The sequence below is a fragment of the Vibrio agarilyticus genome (assembly GCF_012641465.1).
Classification (GTDB): domain Bacteria; phylum Pseudomonadota; class Gammaproteobacteria; order Enterobacterales; family Vibrionaceae; genus Vibrio; species Vibrio agarilyticus.
In genome coordinates this window covers 1-20,740 of record NZ_JABAIK010000032.1, presented here as the reverse complement: position 1 = coordinate 20,740, position 20,740 = coordinate 1, and the positions used below count along the sequence as shown (strand labels likewise).

Genomic DNA, 20,740 nt, shown 5'->3' with positions numbered 1-20,740 from the left:
TGACGTAACTGGTGACATCTCTCTACCAGAAGGCGTAGAAATGGTAATGCCAGGCGACAACATCCAAATGACGGTTGAGCTAATCGCTCCAATCGCAATGGATGAAGGCCTACGTTTTGCTATCCGTGAAGGTGGCCGTACTGTAGGTGCTGGTGTTGTTGCTAAGATCTTCGCTTAATTCTTGTCGAATTAATTGAAGGCTCAGAAAATCTTGAATAAGATTTGACGAACCAGTAGCAAAGAGGGCATCATTTGATGCCCTTTTTCTGCACTCAACACTAGGGCGGCACGCATTAGCGTTGAGAAAAGGGATCGATCGTTGACCGTTTACACTTCCCACTTGAAGTTGCAGCGTTGTTGGCTGGCACTCACAAACCTCATCACATAGCTTTGCTATGCCAAGAGGCTTTGTTCGCTGGTCGCCCACTTACAAGTTCAAGTTGTTTGGGTATCGGTTGATGAAGAGTGCATTGGTAGAATCTATCAGTGTTATGGATTTGCCCTGCAACAGCGGGGTTGTTGTCGTCTATATTTGGACATAGAACAGGTTGGTTTATGAAAGCAAACAATGCTGAGACTCCTGATAGCTCAAACGCAGCAGATACTATGAAGTGGGTTGTCACTTTTGTACTGCTTGCTGCCGCTGTTGTGGGTAATTACCTGTATGGTGAAATGTCTGTAGTGATCCGTGCTGCAGGCGTCGTTGTGCTTATTGCTGCTGCGCTTGGTGTTGCAGCGACAACAACGAAAGGCAAAACCGCAATCAGTTTTGCGCGTGAATCGCGTATGGAAGTGCGTAAAGTGGTTTGGCCAACGCGCCAAGAAACTTTGCAAACCACGCTGATTGTTTTGGCTGTAAGTATTGTAATGGCTCTAGCGCTTTGGGGCATTGACGGCATCATGGTTCGTCTTGTCAACCTAGCGACTGGGGTATAAGAAGGTGGTCATTCATGAGTGAAGCTCCAAAAAAACGCTGGTATGTGGTTCAAGCCTTCTCTGGATTCGAAGGTCGCGTAGCGCAATCCCTTCGCGAGCATATCAAAATGCACGAGATGGAAGAGCTATTTGGTGAAGTACTAGTACCTACTGAAGAAGTAGTGGAAATGCGTGCAGGACAACGTCGTAAGTCTGAGCGTAAGTTCTTCCCAGGTTACGTTCTTGTTCAGATGATCATGAATGATGAATCATGGCACTTAGTGCGCAGTGTGCCGCGTGTCATGGGCTTCATTGGCGGGACGTCTGATCGTCCAGCACCGATCACTGACAAAGAAGCTGACGCGATTCTAAACCGTCTTGAGAAAGCGAGCGAAGCGCCTCGCCCACGTACTATGTACGAAGCGGGTGAAGTGGTTCGTGTTACGGACGGTCCGTTTGCTGACTTTAACGGTACTGTGGAAGAAGTCGATTACGACAAGAGCCGCGTAAAAGTGTCAGTATCGATTTTCGGCCGCGCAACGCCGGTTGAACTTGAATTTGGTCAAGTCGAAAAAGTCGATTAAAAAAACACCTTGTAAAGGGTTGTCTGAGGCGTGAAATCTGACTATAATTTCGCGCCTTTTTGCTTTTATGCTCGTCATTTTGTGATGACGCGCAATTAAACGTAATAAGCCTTTATTTATCACGGGGAGCTGATCAATCGATTAGCGTTTGTACCCAAACTTAGGAATTATCATGGCTAAGAAAGTTGAAGCTTATATCAAGCTGCAAGTTGCAGCGGGTATGGCTAACCCAAGTCCACCAGTTGGTCCTGCTCTAGGTCAACACGGCGTTAACATCATGGAATTCTGTAAAGCGTTCAACGCAAAAACAGATTCTATGGAGAAAGGTCTACCAACTCCAGTTGTTATCACTGTTTACTCTGACCGTTCTTTCACGTTCGTAACTAAGACTCCACCTGCTGCTGTTCTTCTTAAGAAAGCTGCTGGCGTTAAGTCTGGTTCTGGTCGTCCAAACACTGAAAAAGTGGGTACTGTAACTGACGCTCAAATCCAAGAAATCGCAGAAACTAAAGCTGCTGATATGACTGGTGCTGATATCGAAGCAATGAAGCGTTCAATCGCTGGTACTGCTCGTTCAATGGGCCTAGTGGTAGAGGGTTAATAAAATGGCAAAACTAACTAAGCGCATGCGCGTAATCCGCGAAAAAGTTGACGTTACTAAAGAGTACGAAATCAACGAAGCTGTTGCTCTTCTTCAAGAACTTGCAACTGCGAAATTCGTAGAGTCTGTTGACGTTGCTGTTAACCTAGGCATCGATGCTCGTAAATCTGACCAAAACGTACGTGGTGCAACTGTACTACCTCACGGTACTGGTCGTGACGTTCGCGTTGCAGTGTTCACTCAAGGTGCAAACGCTGAAGCGGCGAAAGAAGCGGGTGCTGATCTAGTAGGCATGGAAGATCTTGCTGAACTAGTGAAAAAAGGCGAAATGAACTTTGACGTTGTTGTTGCTTCTCCAGATGCAATGCGCGTTGTAGGTCAACTAGGTACCATCCTTGGTCCTCGTGGTCTAATGCCAAACCCGAAAGTGGGTACAGTAACGCCAAACGTTGCTGAAGCTGTTAAGAACGCGAAAGCGGGTCAGGTTCGTTACCGTAACGACAAGAACGGCATCATCCACACCACTATTGGTAAAGCAACTTTCTCAGCTGAGCAAATCAAAGAGAACCTAGAAGCACTTCTAGTGGCTCTTAAGAAAGCGAAGCCATCTTCAGCGAAAGGTACTTTCCTGAAGAAAGTTAGCATCTCTACCACTATGGGTGCAGGTGTTGCAGTTGATCAGGCTAGCCTGAACACTCAAGCATAATTTGTTTGATTGGGCGCGAAATTGATGTATAATTTTGCGCCTAATATTTGTGGTTGGGGCTGAACTTTGGTTCATTAAACTCGCAAGGGTTTAAATTGAATTATGACCCAGTCTCCGTCCAAGACCGTAGGTGTATGACTTTACGTCAAACTTAATTGTCCTACGTAGATGGTGCCCGAACTGACAGAAAGCTCTATGTGAATAGTTACCTTTCTTCTGGGACGCACCAAAATAGCTCTCACTGTTGAGATAATAGTGAGTGGTGTAATGACAACCAGGAGTTAATCCAAGATGGCTTTAAATCTTCAAGACAAAAAAGCAATTGTTGCTGAAGTCAACGAAGCTGCCAGTGGTGCACTTTCTGTAGTTGTAGCTGACTCTCGTGGCGTTGAAGTTAGCGCAATGACTGTTCTACGTAAACAAGCGCGTGAAGCGGGCGTTTTCATGAAAGTCGTGCGTAACACTCTAGCACGTCGTGCGGTTGAAGGAACTCAATTTGAGTGTCTAACTGAGACATTTACTGGTCCTTCTCTAATCGCATTCTCTACTGAGCACCCAGGTGCTGCAGCGCGTCTTTTCAAAGACTTCGCTAAAGAGAATAAAGAATTCGAGATCAAAGCTGCTGCTTACGAAGGCGCTCTAACTGACGCTGAAGTACTAGCAACACTACCAACTTACGACGAAGCAATTGCACGCCTAATGATGTGCATGAAAGAAGCTTCTGCAGGCAAGCTGGTACGTACTATCGCTGCTATCCGCGATCAAAAAGAAGAAGCAGCGGCGTAAGCCTTGCTTTTTACTGGTTGCAAAATAAACTTATTGTTGACTTAAAAGAGAATTGTTATGTCTATTACTAACGAGCAAATCCTAGACGCAGTTGCAGAAATGTCTGTAATGCAAGTTGTTGAACTAATCGAAGCAATGGAAGAGAAATTCGGTGTTACTGCTGCAGCTGCAGTTGTAGCAGGCGGCGCAGCAGCAGCAGCTGTTGAAGAGCAAACTGAATTCGACGTGATCCTAACTTCTGCAGGCGCTAACAAAGTTGCTGTTATCAAAGCAGTACGTGGCGCAACTGGCCTAGGTCTTAAAGAAGCTAAAGCTCTAGTAGACGGTGCTCCAGCTCCTCTGAAAGAAGGCGTTGACAAAGCTGAAGCTGACGCACTTAAAGCACAGCTAGAAGAAGCTGGTGCGGTTGTTGAAGTTAAGTAATTATTACTTAGTTTCATAGCCTAACGGCTAATGGCTGGTGGTTTATTGACCACCGGCCTTTTTGCGCTGTAGGGGTCAGATGAATTTTCCTGCTGTTTAAGCGTCTGATTACCAAGCAAAAAACAATTCATTCACCCGCAGTGAATTGTCACTACAGTAAACAGTTATCTAGTCACTGTCCCACCCCTTTACCCAAGAAGGCGGACAGTTTGGGTCACTTATCAGCGAGCTGAGGAACCCCATGGTTTACTCTTATACCGAGAAAAAGCGCATCCGTAAGGACTTTGGTACTCGTCCACAAGTGTTGGACATTCCATACCTGCTATCGATCCAGCTCGATTCGTTCGACAAATTTATCGAACAGGATCCTGAAGGACAATACGGTCTTGAGGCCGCTTTCCGTTCTGTATTTCCAATTCAGAGCTATAACGGCAATTCTGAGCTGCAATACGTTAGCTACCGTCTTGGCGAGCCTGTGTTTGATGTTAAAGAATGTCAAATTCGTGGTGTAACATACTCAAAACCACTACGCGTAAAACTGCGCTTAGTTATTTTTGATAAAGATGCGCCAGCAGGTACAGTAAAAGACATTAAAGAACAAGAAGTCTACATGGGCGAAATTCCGCTTATGACAGACAATGGTACCTTTGTTATCAACGGTACTGAGCGAGTTATCGTATCCCAGCTGCACCGAAGCCCAGGCGTGTTCTTCGACAGCGATAAGGGTAAGACCCACTCATCAGGTAAAGTTCTTTATAACGCACGTATTATTCCTTACCGTGGTTCATGGCTCGATTTTGAGTTCGATCCTAAGGACAACCTGTACGTACGTATCGACCGTCGTCGTAAGTTGCCTGCATCGATCATTCTGCGTGCACTAAACAAAACGACGGAAGAAATTCTCGATATGTTCTTCGAGAAGGTGAACTTCCACGTGAAAGACCAGACACTAATGATGGAATTGGTGCCTGAACGTCTGCGTGGTGAGACCGCTTCTTTTGATATCGAAGCCAACGGCACCGTTTACGTTGAGAAAGGTCGTCGCGTTACCGCTCGCCACATCCGTCAACTTGAAAAAGATGGCGTTGATCACATCGAAGTACCGGTTGAGTACATCGTTGGTAAAGTAGCTTCGAAAGATTACATCAACGAAGCAACTGGCGAAGTGATTGTAACCGCTAACCAAGAAATCAGCTTGGAAGCGCTTGCGAACCTATCTCAAGCTGGTCACAAAGATCTTGAAGTACTCTTCACCAACGATCTTGACCACGGCCCATTCATGTCTGAGACGCTACGTATTGATAGCACTGCAGACCGCATCTCTGCATTGGTAGAAATCTACCGCATGATGCGCCCGGGTGAGCCACCAACGAAAGAAGCCGCAGAAGCTCTATTTGAAAGCTTGTTCTTCTCTGAAGAGCGTTACGACCTATCCACTGTTGGCCGCATGAAGTTCAACAGCTCAATCGGTCGTGAAGATGCCCTAGAGCAAGGCACACTAGACGAGCAAGACATCGTTGAAGTGATGAAGAAGCTTATCGCGATCCGTAACGGTAAAGGCGAAGTGGACGATATCGACCACCTTGGCAACCGTCGTATCCGCTCTGTTGGCGAAATGGCAGAGAACCAATTCCGTGTTGGCCTTGTACGTGTTGAACGCGCAGTAAAAGAGCGTTTAAGCCTAGGCGATCTTGATGCAGTGATGCCACAAGACTTGATCAACGCGAAACCAATCTCTGCGGCAGTAAAAGAGTTCTTTGGCTCTTCTCAGCTGTCTCAGTTTATGGACCAAAACAACCCACTATCAGAAGTCACGCACAAGCGTCGTATTTCTGCATTGGGTCCTGGTGGTCTAACGCGTGAGCGTGCGGGCTTTGAAGTTCGAGACGTTCACGTAACGCACTACGGTCGTCTATGTCCTATTGAAACGCCTGAAGGTCCAAACATCGGTTTGATCAACTCGCTGTCTGCGTTTGCACGTTGTAACGAGTACGGTTTCCTAGAAACTCCGTACCGTCGTGTAATTGATGGTGTTGTTACTGATGAAGTGGATTACCTATCGGCTATCGAAGAAGGTCAATTCGTTATCGCACAGGCGAACGCGGCGCTAACAGACGAAGGCACATTCGCAGACGAATTGATCACCGCTCGTCAGAAAGGTGAATCGGGTCTTCACCCACGTGAACACGTAGACTACATGGACGTTGCGACGAACCAAGTAGTATCAATTGCAGCTTCGCTTATCCCGTTCCTAGAACACGATGATGCGAACCGTGCATTGATGGGTGCGAACATGCAACGTCAGGCAGTACCAACGCTGAAAGCGGATAAACCGCTAGTAGGTACCGGTATTGAGCGTAACGTAGCGGTTGACTCTGGTGTAACAGCAGTTGCAAAACGCGGCGGTGTTATCCAGTCGGTAGACGCATCACGTATCGTAGTTAAGGTAAATGAAGAAGAGTTGATTCCAGGCGAAGCGGGTATCGATATCTACAACCTAACTAAATACACTCGTTCTAACCAAAACACGTGTATCAACCAGCGTCCTTGTGTGATGCCAGGTGAAAATGTACTGCGTGGCGACGTGCTTGCTGATGGTCCTTCAACCGACCTAGGTGAATTGGCACTTGGTCAGAACATGCGTATCGCGTTCATGCCTTGGAACGGTTACAACTTCGAAGACTCGATCTTAGTCTCTGAGCGCGTAGTTCAAGAAGACCGTTTCACGACTATCCACATTCAAGAACTGACTTGTGTGGCGCGTGATACCAAGCTGGGCTCTGAAGAGATCACAGCGGACATTCCAAACGTAGGTGAATCGGCTCTGTCTAAGCTAGACGAGTCAGGTATCGTTTACATCGGTGCTGAAGTTAAGGGTGGCGACATCCTAGTTGGTAAAGTAACGCCGAAAGGTGAAACTCAGCTAACGCCTGAAGAGAAGCTACTACGCGCAATCTTCGGTGAGAAAGCCTCTGACGTTAAAGATACATCACTGCGTGTACCAAACTCGGTTTCAGGTACCATCATCGACGTTCAAGTCTTCACTCGCGATGGCGTAGAGAAAGACAAGCGTGCGCTTGAAATTGAACAGATGCAGCTGAAAGAAGCGAAGAAAGACCTAACTGAAGAGTTCCAAATTCTTGAAGGTGGTCTACTAGCGCGTGTTCAAGCGGTTCTGCTATCTGGTGGTTACTCTGAAGCGAAACTAGACACTGTCGATCGTAAGAAGTGGTTGGAACTGACCCTTGAAGATGACGCACTGCAAACTCAGCTTGAGCAACTTGCAGAGCAGTACGACGAGCTAAAAGCAGACTTCGATAAGAAGTTTGAAACTAAGCGTCGTAAGATCACTCAAGGTGATGATCTGGCACCTGGCGTATTGAAGATCGTGAAAGTTTACCTAGCGGTTAAACGTCGTATCCAGCCTGGTGATAAGATGGCGGGTCGTCACGGTAACAAGGGTGTAATCTCTAAGATCAACCCTGTTGAAGATATGCCATACGACGAAAAAGGTCAGCCGGTTGACATCGTACTCAACCCACTGGGTGTACCTTCGCGTATGAACATCGGTCAGATCCTAGAAGTACACCTAGGTCTGGCAGCGAAAGGTATCGGTGACAAGATCAACCAAATGGTTAAAGAGCAGCAAGAGCTAGCGAAATTCCGCGAATTCCTGCAAAAAGTTTACGATCTAGGTGAAACTCGTCAGAAAGTAGATATCTCTACTCTGTCGGATGAAGAAGTTCGTACTCTGATCCAAAACCTACGTGGTGGTCTACCAATCGCGACTCCAGTATTTGACGGTGCGTCTGAGCCACTGATCAAAGAGCTTCTAAAACTTGCCGACCTTCCAGAGTCTGGCCAGTTGAAACTGTTTGATGGCCGCACAGGTGATGCGTTTGAGCGTCCTGTAACTGTTGGTTACATGTACATGCTGAAACTGAACCACCTTGTTGATGACAAGATGCACGCTCGTTCAACTGGTTCGTACAGCCTAGTAACTCAGCAACCACTTGGTGGTAAAGCTCAGTTCGGTGGTCAGCGTTTCGGTGAGATGGAAGTATGGGCACTAGAAGCATACGGTGCGGCTTACACGCTTCAAGAAATGCTAACCGTTAAGTCGGACGACGTGAATGGTCGTACGAAGATGTACAAAAACATCGTTGACGGTAACCACAGCATGGAACCTGGCATGCCAGAATCGTTCAACGTACTGTTGAAAGAGATCCGCTCGCTAGGTATCAACATCGAGCTAGAAGACGAAGAGTAATCTCTGATCCCTCAAGCAAGGCTTGAGGGAAGCAAAAGATTATTTGGTAGAAGGTGCTCACTTTTGCGGGTGAGCTCCTTTTAACTCCTTACAGGAGCTGATTGTGAAAGACTTATTAAACTTTCTAAAAGCACAGCATAAGACCGAAGAATTTGATGCAATCAAAATCGGTCTATCTTCACCAGACATGATCCGTTCATGGTCTTTCGGTGAAGTTAAAAAACCTGAAACGATCAACTATCGTACGTTCAAACCTGAGCGCGATGGTCTGTTCTGTGCGCGTATCTTTGGTCCAGTGAAAGACTACGAATGTCTTTGTGGCAAATACAAGCGCTTGAAGCACCGTGGTGTTATCTGTGAGAAGTGTGGCGTTGAAGTAACCCAAACTAAAGTTCGTCGTGACCGTATGGGCCACATTGAGCTAGCTTCACCAGTTGCACACATCTGGTTCCTAAAATCGCTACCGTCTCGTATCGGTCTACTCATGGATATCCCACTGCGTGATATCGAACGTGTTCTTTACTTCGAAATGTACGTAGTAACAGAACCGGGTATGACGGATCTAGAAAAAGGTCAGATGCTGACTGAAGAAGAGTATCTGGATCGTCTAGAAGAGTGGGGCGACGAGTTCACTGCGAAAATGGGTGCAGAGGCCATCAAGGACCTTCTAGGTTCTATGGACATGCACGCAGAAGCAGAGCAAATGCGCGAAGAGCTAGACACCACTAACTCTGAAACTAAGCGTAAGAAGCTGACTAAGCGTCTGAAACTGGTTGAAGCGTTCATCACTTCTGGTAACAACCCAGAGTGGATGATCCTAACGGTACTGCCAGTTCTTCCGCCAGATCTACGTCCTCTAGTACCACTAGATGGCGGTCGCTTTGCGACGTCTGATCTGAATGACCTATACCGTCGTGTGATCAACCGTAACAACCGTTTGAAGCGTCTTCTAGAGCTAGCGGCTCCAGACATCATCGTACGTAACGAAAAACGTATGCTGCAAGAGTCTGTTGATGCGCTACTAGACAACGGTCGTCGTGGTCGTGCGATCACAGGTTCGAACAAGCGTCCTCTGAAATCTCTTGCTGATATGATCAAGGGTAAACAAGGTCGTTTCCGTCAGAACCTTCTAGGTAAACGTGTAGACTACTCTGGCCGTTCTGTAATCACAGTAGGTCCATACCTTCGTCTGCACCAGTGTGGTCTTCCTAAGAAGATGGCACTTGAGCTATTCAAACCATTTATCTACAGCAAGCTAGAGACTCGTGGTCTTGCCACCACAATCAAAGCAGCTAAGAAAATGGTAGAGCGTGAAGAAGCGGTTGTTTGGGATATCCTAGACGAAGTGATCCGTGAACACCCAGTACTGCTTAACCGTGCACCAACACTTCACCGTCTTGGTATCCAAGCGTTTGAACCAGTACTTATCGAAGGTAAAGCGATCCAGCTACACCCACTTGTGTGTGCGGCGTATAACGCGGACTTCGATGGTGACCAAATGGCGGTTCACGTGCCTCTAACTCTAGAAGCACAGCTTGAAGCTCGTACACTGATGATGTCGACGAACAACATTCTGTCGCCAGCGTCAGGTGATCCTATCATCGTACCTTCTCAGGACGTTGTATTGGGTCTGTACTACATGACGCGCGAGAAGATCAACGCGAAAGGTGAAGGCATGTACCTAGCAGGTCCTGCTGAAGCTGAGAAGGCATACCGCACTAAGAGCGCTGAGCTGCACGCACGCGTTAAAGTACGTATTACAGAAACGGTTGTGGACGAAGACGGCAACAGCACAACTGAGACTAAGATGGTGGATACCACTATCGGTCGTGCAATGTTGTGGCAAATCGTGCCTGCAGGCCTACCGTACAGCATCGTTAACCAAAAGCTAGGTAAGAAGCAAATTTCTAACCTACTGAACGAGGCGTACCGTAAACTGGGTCTAAAAGACACCGTTGTTTTCGCTGACCAAATCATGTACACCGGCTTTGCTTATGCGGCACTGTCTGGCGTGTCTGTTGGTATCGACGACATGGTAGTACCAGCGGCTAAGTACACTGAAATCGCAGAAGCGGAAGAAGAAGTACGTGAAATTCAAGAGCAGTACCAATCTGGTCTTGTTACCGCAGGTGAACGCTACAACAAAGTGATCGATATCTGGGCATCGACCAACGATCGCGTAGCAAAAGCGATGATGAGCAACCTATCGTCTGAAACAGTGATTAACCGTGACGGCGAAGAAGAGCAACAAGAATCGTTCAACAGCATCTACATGATGGCGGACTCGGGCGCTCGTGGTTCTGCAGCGCAGATTCGTCAGCTAGCGGGTATGCGTGGTCTGATGGCGCGTCCAGATGGTTCAATCATCGAAACGCCGATCACCGCAAACTTTAAAGAAGGTCTAAACGTACTTCAGTACTTTATCTCAACGCACGGTGCTCGTAAGGGTCTTGCGGATACGGCACTGAAAACAGCGAACTCGGGTTACCTAACTCGTCGTCTCGTAGACGTTGCCCAAGACGTGGTGGTATACGAACACGACTGTGGCACGTTTGAAGGCGTTGATATGATGCCTCATATCGAAGGTGGTGACGTGAAAGTGGCACTGACTGAGCTTGCGCTTGGTCGTGTGGTAGCGGAAGACGTTCTAAAACCAGGTACTGAAGAAGTCCTGATCCCACGTAATACTCTGATTGATGAGAAGTGGTGTCAGATCATGGAAGAGAACTCAGTAGACAGCATGAAAGTGCGCTCTGTAGTGACCTGTGATGCGGACTTCGGCTGTTGTGCGCAGTGTTACGGTCGTGACCTAGCACGTGGTCACCTAGTGAACCAAGGCGAAGCAGTGGGTGTTATCGCAGCTCAGTCTATCGGTGAACCAGGTACACAGCTAACGATGCGTACGTTCCACATCGGTGGTGCGGCATCGACAGCAGCAGCGGAAAACAGTGTTCAAGTTAAGAACACAGGTACCATGAAGCTGGCAAACGCGAAATTCGTTATCAACAAAGCAGGCAAGTTGGTTATCACTTCTCGTGCTTCTGAACTAACCATCATCGATGAGTTCGGCCGCACCAAAGAGAAACACAAACTGCCTTACGGTACCATCCTAGGTAAAGCAGACGGTGAGCAAGTGGAAGCTGGCGAAACCGTAGCAAACTGGGAAGCGCACACCATGCCAATCATCACTGAAGTGGCAGGTCGCGTACAGTTTGTTGATATGATTGATGGCGTGACCATCTCGCGTCAAACCGATGACCTAACCGGTCTATCTTCAAGCGAAATTACCGATGCAGCAGCTCGTCCTGCCGCAGGTAAAGATATGCGTCCAGCTATCAAGCTTGTTGATGAAAACGGTAACGACGTGATGATCCCTGGCACTGACATGCCAGCACAATACTTCCTACCAGGTAAAGCGATCGTAAACATCGTGGATGGTGCTGAAGTAGGTGTGGGTGACACGCTAGCTCGTATTCCGCAAAAATCGGGCGGTAACAAAGATATCACCGGTGGTCTACCACGCGTAGCTGACCTGTTCGAAGCACGTAAGCCGAAAGAGCCTGCGATCCTTGCTGAGCACACAGGTACAGTAAGCTTCGGTAAAGAGACCAAAGGTAAGCGTCGTTTGGTTATCACTCGCGACAGCGGTGACACCTATGAAGAGATGATCCCGAAACATCGTCAGCTAAACGTGTTCGAAGGCGAACGTGTTGAGCGTGGTGATGTGATTGCCGATGGTCCAGAGACACCACATGACATTCTACGTCTACGTGGTATCCACGCGGTAACTCAGTACATCACCAACGAAGTACAAGAAGTTTACCGACTACAAGGCGTTAAGATTAACGATAAGCACATTGAGACTATCGTTCGTCAAATGCTACGTAAATGTACTATCACGCACGCAGGTGACTCTGAGTTCCTACCAGGTGAGCAGGTTGAATACTCTCAAGTGAAGATTGCGAACCGTAATCTTGAAGCTGAAGGTAAAGAGCCAGCACGCTTTGAGCGCGAACTTCTAGGTATCACGAAAGCGTCTCTTGCGACAGAGTCGTTCATCTCGGCGGCGTCGTTCCAAGAAACGACTCGCGTGCTAACCGAAGCGGCGGTTTCTGGTAAGCGTGATGATCTACGTGGTCTAAAAGAGAACGTGATTGTGGGTCGTCTGATCCCAGCGGGTACTGGTTTTGCTTACCACCAAGACCGTCAAGCGAAACGCGAGAAAGCGCAAGAAGGTCCTTCTGCAGAGCAAGCTACCGATAACTTGGCAGCGCTGCTAAATGCAGGTTTCTCTTCTGACGAGTAATCAAGCAAACGCTTAAGATAAAAAAGGCACCTTCGGGTGCCTTTTTTGTTTTCGACGCTATCTTCTTGTGACTGGAATTTGCAGCGTTTTTTCTTAAAAAATTAAGTCGTTTGCTTTTACAACCTCATCATGAAACTTTTTTGTGCTTAGGCAGCGTCTGGCTGAGGGCTAAGCGCCCGGTGGTACCGCAAGGCTGTCAGCAATTAACTGGATCAGTTGGTCTTCCACTTCAAAGCGGATCTCTAACATTTCGCCGGCAAGCGATAAATCTTGCTCAAAATTGTCGAGCGGGTCATCCTCATCTGGAATGTCCGCATAGCGATCGGTAAAACTGAGCAGCGGCTCGGTCGTCAGTACGATTTTGGCATAAGTTTGATTGATGTCATCAGTGGCTTCAAAGCCGGTCGCGCGCCATTTATCCATCACCATGTCGTAAATTTTAAAGTGGCCAGTTGAGATGTAATCGACGAGGTGTTGGCAAAACTGCTGTAATTGGACGGGAGTGGGAAGTTCGATGACGGTTGGTTTATTGGAAGAAGGTTGCAGCGCCGCAAGGTGACAATATTCGACGATTAACAGTTGCCGAGTCTCAAGCCAATGGTCAATGACCTCGCTCGAGCCACCCCACTGTTCTTGCGTTTGTTGGAATTTTCTTAGCATTCTAATGCCCTCATGAGCCTAATACTCACCACAGGGAGTCCCTTTGTTGAGCATGGTCGTTGGTCCCATCAACTCAAAACCGCAATGGCACTAGTTAGTTTAACGGCGTGGTCGCCACTGCGAGCGTGGTGACGCTTAACCCACTAGCACTCAGTAACGCTAAGTAATTTGGGTTGATACGTGATACAAGATGTTGTCCTTACTACAATTTATAGTCACTAAATCCCCATAGGACAAACTCTGTTAAAAAATTAGAGTGCCAGTAAAATAAGCGAAGTTCAAGCCATGGAGAGTGTCAAAAATGAACAACAAAGATAAGGACGCAAAAATGACAAACGATATCGACTTAAAACGTTATTGGTGTGTGGTGTCCGGCAGTGAAGTCTGGCTTAAACAAGGTACCTTGCCATTAGGCAGTGCCGCCGAGCTGGGGCTACCTTGCTCTTCAGCGCAATGTATCGGGGAGTATTCTGGTTCGAAAGTGATGTGGCTGAGTGACGCTGAGGTAGACGAGAGCTTACCAATGACCTCATTGCGCGACTGTCTACATTTCGATGAGACGCTCTTTTTGTTGATCAGCCGAGCAATTCAATATCAACACATGCTGCAAAGTTTGCGTTTTTGTCCATTATGCGGTGGCCGAAACTTTCTTAATCACGATCAGCTGGCAATGCAGTGCGGTGAATGTCGTACTTTGCATTACCCAAGAATTTTCCCCTGCATTATTGTCGCAGTGCGTAAAGAGAATCAAATTTTGCTCGCGCAGCATCCAAGACATCGCACGGGAATGTATACCGTAATCGCCGGTTTTGTCGAAGTGGGTGAGACATTAGAGCAGTGCGTAGCCCGTGAGGTGCGTGAAGAGACGGGGATTGAGGTCACCAATATTCGCTATTTTGGCAGTCAGCCTTGGGCGTTTCCTAGCAGTTTAATGATGGGATTTACCGCCGATTATGCAAAAGGCCATCTGCGGCCGGATCGGACCGAATTGACCGATGCGGCATGGTTTGAACCTGATGGATTACCCGACGTTGCGCCGCAAGGCACAATTGCGAGGGCTTTGATTGAGCACACGCTTAGCCAAATCAACGAAGCGCATCAATAGAACTCGTATACAAAAGGCATAAAAAAACCCTCCTAGAGAGGAGGGGTAAGTAAGATGTCGTTATGAGTTAACAAGCGTCATGCGCTTGATTTATTATGTTTTTTGCTAGCGGGAAAATTTAACCACTGTTCGAATGCGCACGCAATTTTCCAGTAGGTTTCAATGTTGAGAACATGATCTGGGGCGCAAAGCATGCTGCTTTTATGATCAGACCGACATTTCCCGATTTGAGGGAGAACGAAGCGTCAGATTGAAAAATTGAATAGCGCAAATTCGACTTCGTTAAAATGACTTAAGGTGTGATGTACTCGCCTTTGAGTTACTATACCCCCTTACACCGTCTCACGAACTGGAAAGACGACATGACTGAACTTAAAAATGATCGCTACTTGCGCGCTCTGCTCAAGCAGCCAGTAGATTACACCCCAGTATGGATGATGCGCCAAGCGGGCCGTTATTTGCCAGAATACAAAGCAACGCGAGCTCAGGCGGGCGATTTCATGTCGCTGTGCAAAAATGCCGAATTGGCCTCGGAGGTCACCCTTCAGCCACTGCGCCGTTTTCCTCTGGACGCTGCGATTTTATTCTCTGACATTCTTACCATTCCGGACGCGATGGGACTTGGCTTGCGCTTTGAAACAGGCGAAGGCCCAGTGTTTGAACGTCCGATCATATGCAAAGCCGACGTTGATAAAATCGGCATTCCCGATCCTGAAGGTGAACTGCAATATGTGATGAATGCGGTGCGCCAGATCCGTAAAGATTTGAATGGTGATGTGCCGCTGATTGGCTTTTCAGGCAGCCCTTGGACATTAGCAACCTACATGGTTGAAGGCGGCAGCTCAAAAGCGTTCACCAAAATCAAGAAAATGATGTATGCCGAGCCACAAACACTACATCTGCTATTGGATAAATTGGCAGACAGCGTGATTGAATATCTTAATGCCCAAATTAAAGCGGGCGCACAATCTGTGATGGTATTTGATACTTGGGGTGGCGTGTTAACACCGCGCGACTACAATCTGTTCTCTTTGCAATACATGCACAAGATCGTTGATGGTTTGATTCGTGAAAATGATGGTCGCCGTGTACCCGTGACTCTGTTTACCAAAAATGGTGGCATGTGGCTTGAGCAAATCGCAGCAACGGGCTGTGATGCGGTTGGTCTCGACTGGACAATTAATATTGCCGACGCGAAAGCGCGTATTGGCGATAAAGTGGCATTGCAAGGTAACATGGACCCATCGATGCTTTACGCATCCCCTGAGCGTATCCGCGAAGAAGTCGCGGGTATTCTAGAAGGCTTTGGTCATGCCGGAACCGGTCACGTATTTAACCTTGGCCATGGTATTCACCTTGATGTGCCGCCAGAGAATGCGGGCGTTTTTGTGAATGCGGTGCATGAGTTGTCTAAGCCTTACCATCAATAACGTTATACCCTTTTCACTTGAAGTTGCAGCGCTTTTCTTTAAAAAAATTAAGGGGCTGGCTCTCACAAACCTCATCGTATAGCTCGTCTATGCTCAGAGGCTTTGCTCGTTTGCCGCCACCTGCAACGCCAAGTTGTTTGGGTATAGAATCAAAAAAACCAGCATTGCTGGTTTTTTTATTCGAGCATACCTAGTGAGTTACTGGTAGCGAATGCCACTTTTCAGGTTGGGATCACGCATGGTTTTAAACCGCTTATGCAGCCACATCCACTGGTCGATGCCACGTAAAATCACCGTTTCAATCCCTTTATTCATCGCTCTGGCCACCCCTTCTGGGTCGTGATCGTTAAATTGCTCGCTAATGTCAGGATCAAGGATCACTTGGTAAGTCGAGCCATGACGAAAACCGGATGAAGTCATGACGGCGCAGTGAGTTTCGTCAAACAGCAAACTTGTGCCGGTTGTGGTGCACGCATCCTCAACTGCAAAAAATGGCACAAACACCGATTTACGTCGGCCGTAATCGTGATCTGGCATGTACCATAAACAACCACCGCTATTTAAGGCGTTTATCATGCCTTTAAGATCTTTGCGGTCAATCATCACATGACCAAACCGAGAACGTCCCCAGCGCTGAATGAAATCGTACGCAGGGTTGTTGTGTGGGCGATACACACCGTACCCTTTAATGAAAGTGGCGTAGATTCGAGCGGTAAACTCAAGGTTTAATGTGTGCGGGCAAACAATCATCACGCCGCGTTTTTGTTGAATACACGCATTGAGCTGCTCAGTGTCGGGTAAGGTCGCATGACGCAACACGCGCCACGTTGGCCAAAACCACGCCATACCGGTTTCAAATAGGGCAAGTCCGCTGTTTTTAAAGTTTTCAATTACAATAGCGTCGCGCTCGGTGCTCGACATGGCGGGAAACGCCAGTTCAAGGTTTCGCCGTGCGACATGGACGCGGCTTTTTGCCAGCCGCATACCCAGTAAGCCAAACCCACGTCCTAATGCTCTAATAAGGGGGTAAGGCAGCAGATTGACGGCCAGTGCCAAAAGACCAAAACCGAACCAGACAAGCCAGTATTTTGGGTGACATAAAGCCAGCGAAAAAGAGGTTTGTTTTTTCATCATTAGCGTAGTTGCGCGCTAAGTAGCGCCCAGTATTGTTCAAAGTTCGCGGTGGGCAAATATTTAAAATCGGAGCGTACGAACCGATTGAGGCTGCCCTCTACTTGGCCCAATAACTGAGCGGCCAAAATCGACTCCTCAACCGGAAACGATTTATTTTCTCGAATCTTACGCTCACGCAAAACTTGACGCAGTTGCGTTTCAATCCGTTCAAATAACTGATTAACGCGTTCGCGTAACCGTTCGTTTTCAAACATCAATGCGTGGCCGGTTAGGATGCGAGTTAACCCAGGATTGCGCTCAGAGAAGGCCAAAATCAAGTGTAGCACGAGACGAATTCGTTCTAAGGTGTCTTTCTCGTCTTCAAGAATACGATTGATGCGGCTCATGAGGGCTTCTTCGATAAACTCAATTAAGCCCTCAAACATACGAGCTTTGCTGGGAAAGTGGCGATATAGAGCGGCTTCGGAAACGCCAACTTGCGCCGCCAATTTTACCGTCGTGATGCGTGATGCGCCTTCGTTGGATTCCAGCATTTGCGCTAATGCTTGCAATATTTCTTCGCGGCGACTGGATTTCTTAGTGGTAGCCATGTGTTACATCCTTAAACGTTCATTACCCAAGCCACACTTATCGTGAGTCCGTTATGTGGGTTTAAACCTATGCGCGTAAGTTAGCCGCGCAACTGAGCAATGTGTGCCAATATTTCTTGGGCGAGCGCGGCTTTATTTTGCAAAGGCAGCGTTTTTTGCTCTAACACTTTCGCTTTATTTGCTTGCCAAAACAAAGTGATGGCATTGTCATCACTGTTAAAGCCTTGCCCCGATTTGGCGACATCATTCGCGCAGATCAGATCAAGATTCTTACGAATGAGTTTGTCTTGTGCGTATTGCGCAACTTCATGTGTTTCAGCGGCAAATCCCACAGTAAAGGGGCGCTGATGAGCCATAGCGGCAACAGAGGCAATGATGTCGGGGTTTTTACGCAAAGTCAGGGTGAGGGTGTCGCTGTCGCTGGTTTTTTTGATCTTATGGGTTTCGACTTGTGCGGCGCGGTAATCGGCGACCGCAGCGCAGCCAATAAAGATATCATGCTCTGCTGCGCGAGCCATCACTGCTTGGTGCATTTGCTTCGCAGAACTCACATCAATGCGTGTTACGCCAGCTGGTGTGACAAGATTGACCGGACCACTGACAAGTGTCACGGTTGCGCCCAGCTCTGCCGCGGCGTGCGCCAAAGCAAAGCCCATTTTTCCTGAACTGTGATTGCTGATATAACGCACCGGATCAAGCGCTTCACGGGTTGGCCCTGCGGTAATTAATACCGAGCGACCTACCCATGGTTTAGCCGTATCTGTTTTGAGCTGAAAGTGCTGTTCACATCGCGCAACGAGTTCCATTGGTTCAAGCATTCGGCCCGGACCAATATCACCACACGCTTGCTCACCAGCCGCTGGGCCCCAAATCATCATGCCGCGACGCGCCAGTGTCGCGATATTCTCTTGAGTGGCAATATTTCGGTACATCTGCTGATTCATCGCAGGTGCCACCGCAATGGGTGCTTCACTGGCCAAAACCAAAGTGCTTAATAAGTCGTTGCCCATACCTGCGGCAACGCGCGCAATCAAATCGGCTGTTGCTGGCGCCAGTAAGACGAGGTTGGCCCATTTTGCCAATTCGATATGACCCATTGAGGCCTCAGCGCTTGGGTCGAGCAAGCTATCAGAGACAGGTCGACCTGAGACCGCCTGCATGGTCAATGGGGTAATAAATTCTTTTGCGGCGCGAGTCATCACCACTTGTACCGTGGCGCCGCGCTCACTGAGACGACGGGTTAATTCGGCGCATTTGTACGCGGCAATACCACCACTAATCCCAAGAAGGATCTTTTTACCAGCGAGTGTTTGCATTATGGGGCTCTCCAATTTTGTGCGCCGATAATAACATAAGGCGGTGTCATCGCAGTAGCATCCGTAGCGCAATAATTGAGCCGTCATTGAACGGAACTCATTGCTTATTGGTTAAAAATAATGAATTGGTCCGCTTAATAACGAAGGTATTACATCCTGATAGAGCACTTGATTACAGCGCGCATTTGATAACGACTTAAGAACGGCCTTGTCGTGGTTTTCGTCACGGTTCATTTTGGTTTGAATAGCGGTAAACTTTTGCAACCGATTGACGCTATATTCTCAAACGCTATGCCCTCAAAATGTTTGCCCGACGCGCTAATGCCGCGTGAAAAACTGCTGTCTCATGGTCCTCAAGCGCTGACTAACGCTGAGCTGTTAGCGATTTTTCTACGTACTGGCACAGCCGAAATGAATGTGCTCGCACTTTCTGATCACCTTTTAGCGGAATTTGGCTCATTACGAGCGCTTTTTGCCGCCTCAGCAATGACGTTTTGTTCTCACAAGGGGCTTGGCAATGCCAAATATGTCCAATTGCAGGCCGCTCTTGAGTTGAGTCAGCGTTATTTAGGCGAAACCCTGGCGCGTGGGGATGCGCTTACCAGTCCCACTCAGACTAAGCTGTATTTGACCAGCCTGCTGCGCCATCGCTCGCGAGAAGCGTTTTACGTGCTTTTTTTGGATAATCAACATCGAGTCATTGCAACCGAGTTGATGTTTGAGGGAACCATTGACAGCGCGTCTGTTTATCCGAGAGATGTTCTCAAGCGAGCGATGGATCACCACGCTGCAGCACTCATTCTCGCCCATAACCACCCTTCCGGTGTTGCAGAGCCAAGTCAGGCTGATAGGCGATTAACGCAAAAGCTCGTTGAAGTGATGTCGCTGGTGGATGTGCGAGTGTTGGATCATTTTGTCGTAGGGGATGGGGAGGTGGTCTCATTTGCTGAGCGCGGTTGGCTATAGCATGGCGAACGTTTAACCAATGGCGTTAGAGCGCTACATTCGAAGACGGATTTAACCCTAAAGAAACGTCGCCTTGTAGGCTGAAGTTGTGCTGAATTTCACTCAATTTGATTGTTGACAAATTTTTTGTTGTTGGATAGGGAGTTTCTGATACAATCCGTGCACATTTTTGAACACAATCAGCTCTGCTCAAAAAAAGATCACGAAAACCGATAAAAAGGATCTGTTCGGGTCTTGAGCAATGCATGTCAAGTTAGTATAATACGCGACCTTTGATAGCCTTGTATGGATTTTCCATAACGGTTCTTAACCTCTCATTTGTGCTGAGGTTCGGCCACCAAGGTTGATATCGAGCTGAAACGATTTGGAGAAGACATTCATGTCCCGAGTATGCCAAGTAACTGGTAAGCGTCCTGCAGTTGGTAACAACCGCTCACACGCACGAAATGCTACTAAGCGTCGTTTTCTGCCGAACCTACAAACTCATCGTTTCTGGGTAGAGAGCGAAAAACGTTTTGTTAAACTACGTCTAACTGCTAAAGGCATGCGTATCATTGACAAGAAAGGTATTGATACCGTTCTTGCTGAAATGCGTGCACGTGGCGAAAACGTTTAAGAGGAATTAGGCAATGGCTAAAAAAGGCATTCGTGAGAAAATCCGTCTAGTATCAACTGCAAATACTGGTCACTTCTACACAACTGACAAAAACAAGCGCAACATGCCTGGCAAATTTGAAATCAAAAAATTTGATCCAGTAGTTCGCCAACACGTTGTGTACAAAGAAGCTAAAATCAAGTAATTGATTTTCTCTTTGAAGATTATGAAAACCCAGCTTTCGAGCTGGGTTTTTTTATATCTACAATTCGTATATAAATATTTATACCCAAGTAACCTCAAGATGCATGGTTCAGCGAGAATGACTTGGTTTGTCAGTGAGGCGAGGATTT

At 47.6% G+C, this 20,740-nt stretch carries 18 protein-coding genes; 14 read left to right on the top strand and 4 right to left on the bottom strand.

The window, feature by feature from the left end:
• From HGP28_RS18525 to rpoC, 9 genes are all read left to right on the top strand, one after another.
• Positions 1-178, top strand: a 178-nt coding sequence (locus HGP28_RS18525) for an EF-Tu C-terminal domain-related protein (protein WP_500691555.1), incomplete at its 5' end; no start/stop codon positions are given.
• 377 nt (positions 179-555) lie between these two features.
• Positions 556-936 (top strand): preprotein translocase subunit SecE, encoded by a 381-nt coding sequence (gene secE, locus HGP28_RS18520; RefSeq protein ID WP_168837930.1) that lies wholly within the window; start codon positions 556-558, stop codon positions 934-936.
• A 14-nt stretch (positions 937-950) separates the two neighbouring features.
• Positions 951-1,499, top strand: a complete 549-nt coding sequence (nusG, locus tag HGP28_RS18515; protein WP_168837929.1) for a transcription termination/antitermination protein NusG — start codon at positions 951-953, stop codon at positions 1,497-1,499.
• A gap of 172 nt (positions 1,500-1,671) precedes the next feature.
• Positions 1,672-2,100 carry a 50S ribosomal protein L11 gene (rplK, locus tag HGP28_RS18510; protein WP_168837928.1) on the top strand — a complete coding sequence of 143 codons (429 nt, stop codon included), beginning with the start codon at positions 1,672-1,674 and terminating at the stop codon, positions 2,098-2,100.
• Between the two features lie 4 nt (positions 2,101-2,104).
• Entirely contained in the window at positions 2,105-2,806 is a 702-nt protein-coding gene (rplA, locus tag HGP28_RS18505; protein WP_168837927.1) for a 50S ribosomal protein L1, read from the top strand.
• Positions 2,807-3,097: 291 nt separating this feature from the next.
• On the top strand, positions 3,098-3,592 hold the full coding sequence (gene rplJ / locus HGP28_RS18500; protein WP_168837926.1) for a 50S ribosomal protein L10: 495 nt from the start codon (positions 3,098-3,100) through the stop codon (positions 3,590-3,592).
• Between the two features lie 57 nt (positions 3,593-3,649).
• Positions 3,650-4,015: a 50S ribosomal protein L7/L12 gene (rplL, locus tag HGP28_RS18495; RefSeq protein WP_099081085.1), complete on the top strand. Its 366-nt coding sequence runs from the start codon at positions 3,650-3,652 to the stop codon at positions 4,013-4,015.
• Positions 4,016-4,256: 241 nt separating this feature from the next.
• On the top strand, positions 4,257-8,285 hold the full coding sequence (gene rpoB, locus HGP28_RS18490) for a DNA-directed RNA polymerase subunit beta (protein WP_168837925.1): 4,029 nt from the start codon (positions 4,257-4,259) through the stop codon (positions 8,283-8,285).
• Positions 8,286-8,388: 103 nt separating this feature from the next.
• A complete protein-coding gene (rpoC, locus tag HGP28_RS18485; RefSeq protein WP_168837924.1) occupies positions 8,389-12,591 on the top strand; it encodes a DNA-directed RNA polymerase subunit beta' in 4,203 nt (1,400 codons plus the stop codon).
• Between the two features lie 168 nt (positions 12,592-12,759).
• Here the strand turns inward: rpoC and rsd are convergent, their stop codons facing one another.
• Entirely contained in the window at positions 12,760-13,251 is a 492-nt protein-coding gene (rsd, locus tag HGP28_RS18480) for a sigma D regulator (RefSeq protein ID WP_168837923.1), read from the bottom strand.
• 301 nt (positions 13,252-13,552) lie between these two features.
• On the opposite strand from rsd, the gene nudC reads away from it, so the two are divergent.
• Positions 13,553-14,356 carry an NAD(+) diphosphatase gene (gene nudC, locus HGP28_RS18475; protein WP_168837922.1) on the top strand — a complete coding sequence of 268 codons (804 nt, stop codon included), beginning with the start codon at positions 13,553-13,555 and terminating at the stop codon, positions 14,354-14,356.
• Positions 14,357-14,718: 362 nt separating this feature from the next.
• On the top strand, positions 14,719-15,786 hold the full coding sequence (gene hemE, locus HGP28_RS18470) for a uroporphyrinogen decarboxylase (protein ID WP_168837921.1): 1,068 nt from the start codon (positions 14,719-14,721) through the stop codon (positions 15,784-15,786).
• Positions 15,787-15,984: 198 nt separating this feature from the next.
• Here hemE and lpxL read toward each other — a convergent pair whose 3' ends face one another.
• The 3 genes from lpxL to coaBC form a co-directional block, all read right to left on the bottom strand.
• Positions 15,985-16,920, bottom strand: coding sequence for an LpxL/LpxP family Kdo(2)-lipid IV(A) lauroyl/palmitoleoyl acyltransferase (lpxL, locus tag HGP28_RS18465; protein ID WP_439333871.1), 936 nt, complete (start codon positions 16,918-16,920; stop codon positions 15,985-15,987).
• A complete protein-coding gene (slmA, locus tag HGP28_RS18460; protein ID WP_168837920.1) occupies positions 16,920-17,510 on the bottom strand; it encodes a nucleoid occlusion factor SlmA in 591 nt (196 codons plus the stop codon). The genes lpxL and slmA overlap by 1 nt, the downstream gene beginning before the upstream one ends.
• Before the next feature lie 80 nt (positions 17,511-17,590).
• The gene (coaBC, locus tag HGP28_RS18455; RefSeq protein WP_168837919.1) at positions 17,591-18,826 is read right to left on the bottom strand and encodes a bifunctional phosphopantothenoylcysteine decarboxylase/phosphopantothenate--cysteine ligase CoaBC; all 1,236 of its coding nucleotides are present in this window, start codon (positions 18,824-18,826) and stop codon (positions 17,591-17,593) included.
• A 291-nt stretch (positions 18,827-19,117) separates the two neighbouring features.
• Here coaBC and radC point away from each other — a divergent pair, with 291 nt between their 5' ends.
• The 3 genes from radC (at position 19,118) to rpmG (ending at position 20,592) form a co-directional block, all read left to right on the top strand.
• On the top strand, positions 19,118-19,792 hold the full coding sequence (gene radC / locus HGP28_RS18450; RefSeq protein WP_168837918.1) for a RadC family protein: 675 nt from the start codon (positions 19,118-19,120) through the stop codon (positions 19,790-19,792).
• Positions 19,793-20,171: 379 nt separating this feature from the next.
• Positions 20,172-20,408, top strand: a complete 237-nt coding sequence (gene rpmB, locus HGP28_RS18445) for a 50S ribosomal protein L28 (protein ID WP_168837917.1) — start codon at positions 20,172-20,174, stop codon at positions 20,406-20,408.
• A gap of 13 nt (positions 20,409-20,421) precedes the next feature.
• Positions 20,422-20,592: a 50S ribosomal protein L33 gene (rpmG, locus tag HGP28_RS18440; protein WP_011078893.1), complete on the top strand. Its 171-nt coding sequence runs from the start codon at positions 20,422-20,424 to the stop codon at positions 20,590-20,592.
• The last annotated feature ends 148 nt before the right edge of the window (positions 20,593-20,740 follow it).

Coding starts and splice junctions, on each gene's coding strand:
- nudC (WP_168837922.1), top strand. CDS start 13,553: ATGAACAACAAAGATAAGGACGCAAAAATGACAAACGATATCGACTTA.
- lpxL (WP_439333871.1), bottom strand. CDS start 16,920: ATGATGAAAAAACAAACCTCTTTTTCGCTGGCTTTATGTCACCCAAAA.
- rplK (WP_168837928.1), top strand. CDS start 1,672: ATGGCTAAGAAAGTTGAAGCTTATATCAAGCTGCAAGTTGCAGCGGGT.
- rplL (WP_099081085.1), top strand. CDS start 3,650: ATGTCTATTACTAACGAGCAAATCCTAGACGCAGTTGCAGAAATGTCT.
- nusG (WP_168837929.1), top strand. CDS start 951: ATGAGTGAAGCTCCAAAAAAACGCTGGTATGTGGTTCAAGCCTTCTCT.
- rpmB (WP_168837917.1), top strand. CDS start 20,172: ATGTCCCGAGTATGCCAAGTAACTGGTAAGCGTCCTGCAGTTGGTAAC.
- rplA (WP_168837927.1), top strand. CDS start 2,105: ATGGCAAAACTAACTAAGCGCATGCGCGTAATCCGCGAAAAAGTTGAC.
- hemE (WP_168837921.1), top strand. CDS start 14,719: ATGACTGAACTTAAAAATGATCGCTACTTGCGCGCTCTGCTCAAGCAG.
- secE (WP_168837930.1), top strand. CDS start 556: ATGAAAGCAAACAATGCTGAGACTCCTGATAGCTCAAACGCAGCAGAT.
- rplJ (WP_168837926.1), top strand. CDS start 3,098: ATGGCTTTAAATCTTCAAGACAAAAAAGCAATTGTTGCTGAAGTCAAC.
- rpmG (WP_011078893.1), top strand. CDS start 20,422: ATGGCTAAAAAAGGCATTCGTGAGAAAATCCGTCTAGTATCAACTGCA.
- rpoB (WP_168837925.1), top strand. CDS start 4,257: ATGGTTTACTCTTATACCGAGAAAAAGCGCATCCGTAAGGACTTTGGT.
- rsd (WP_168837923.1), bottom strand. CDS start 13,251: ATGCTAAGAAAATTCCAACAAACGCAAGAACAGTGGGGTGGCTCGAGC.
- radC (WP_168837918.1), top strand. CDS start 19,118: ATGCCCTCAAAATGTTTGCCCGACGCGCTAATGCCGCGTGAAAAACTG.
- coaBC (WP_168837919.1), bottom strand. CDS start 18,826: ATGCAAACACTCGCTGGTAAAAAGATCCTTCTTGGGATTAGTGGTGGT.
- slmA (WP_168837920.1), bottom strand. CDS start 17,510: ATGGCTACCACTAAGAAATCCAGTCGCCGCGAAGAAATATTGCAAGCA.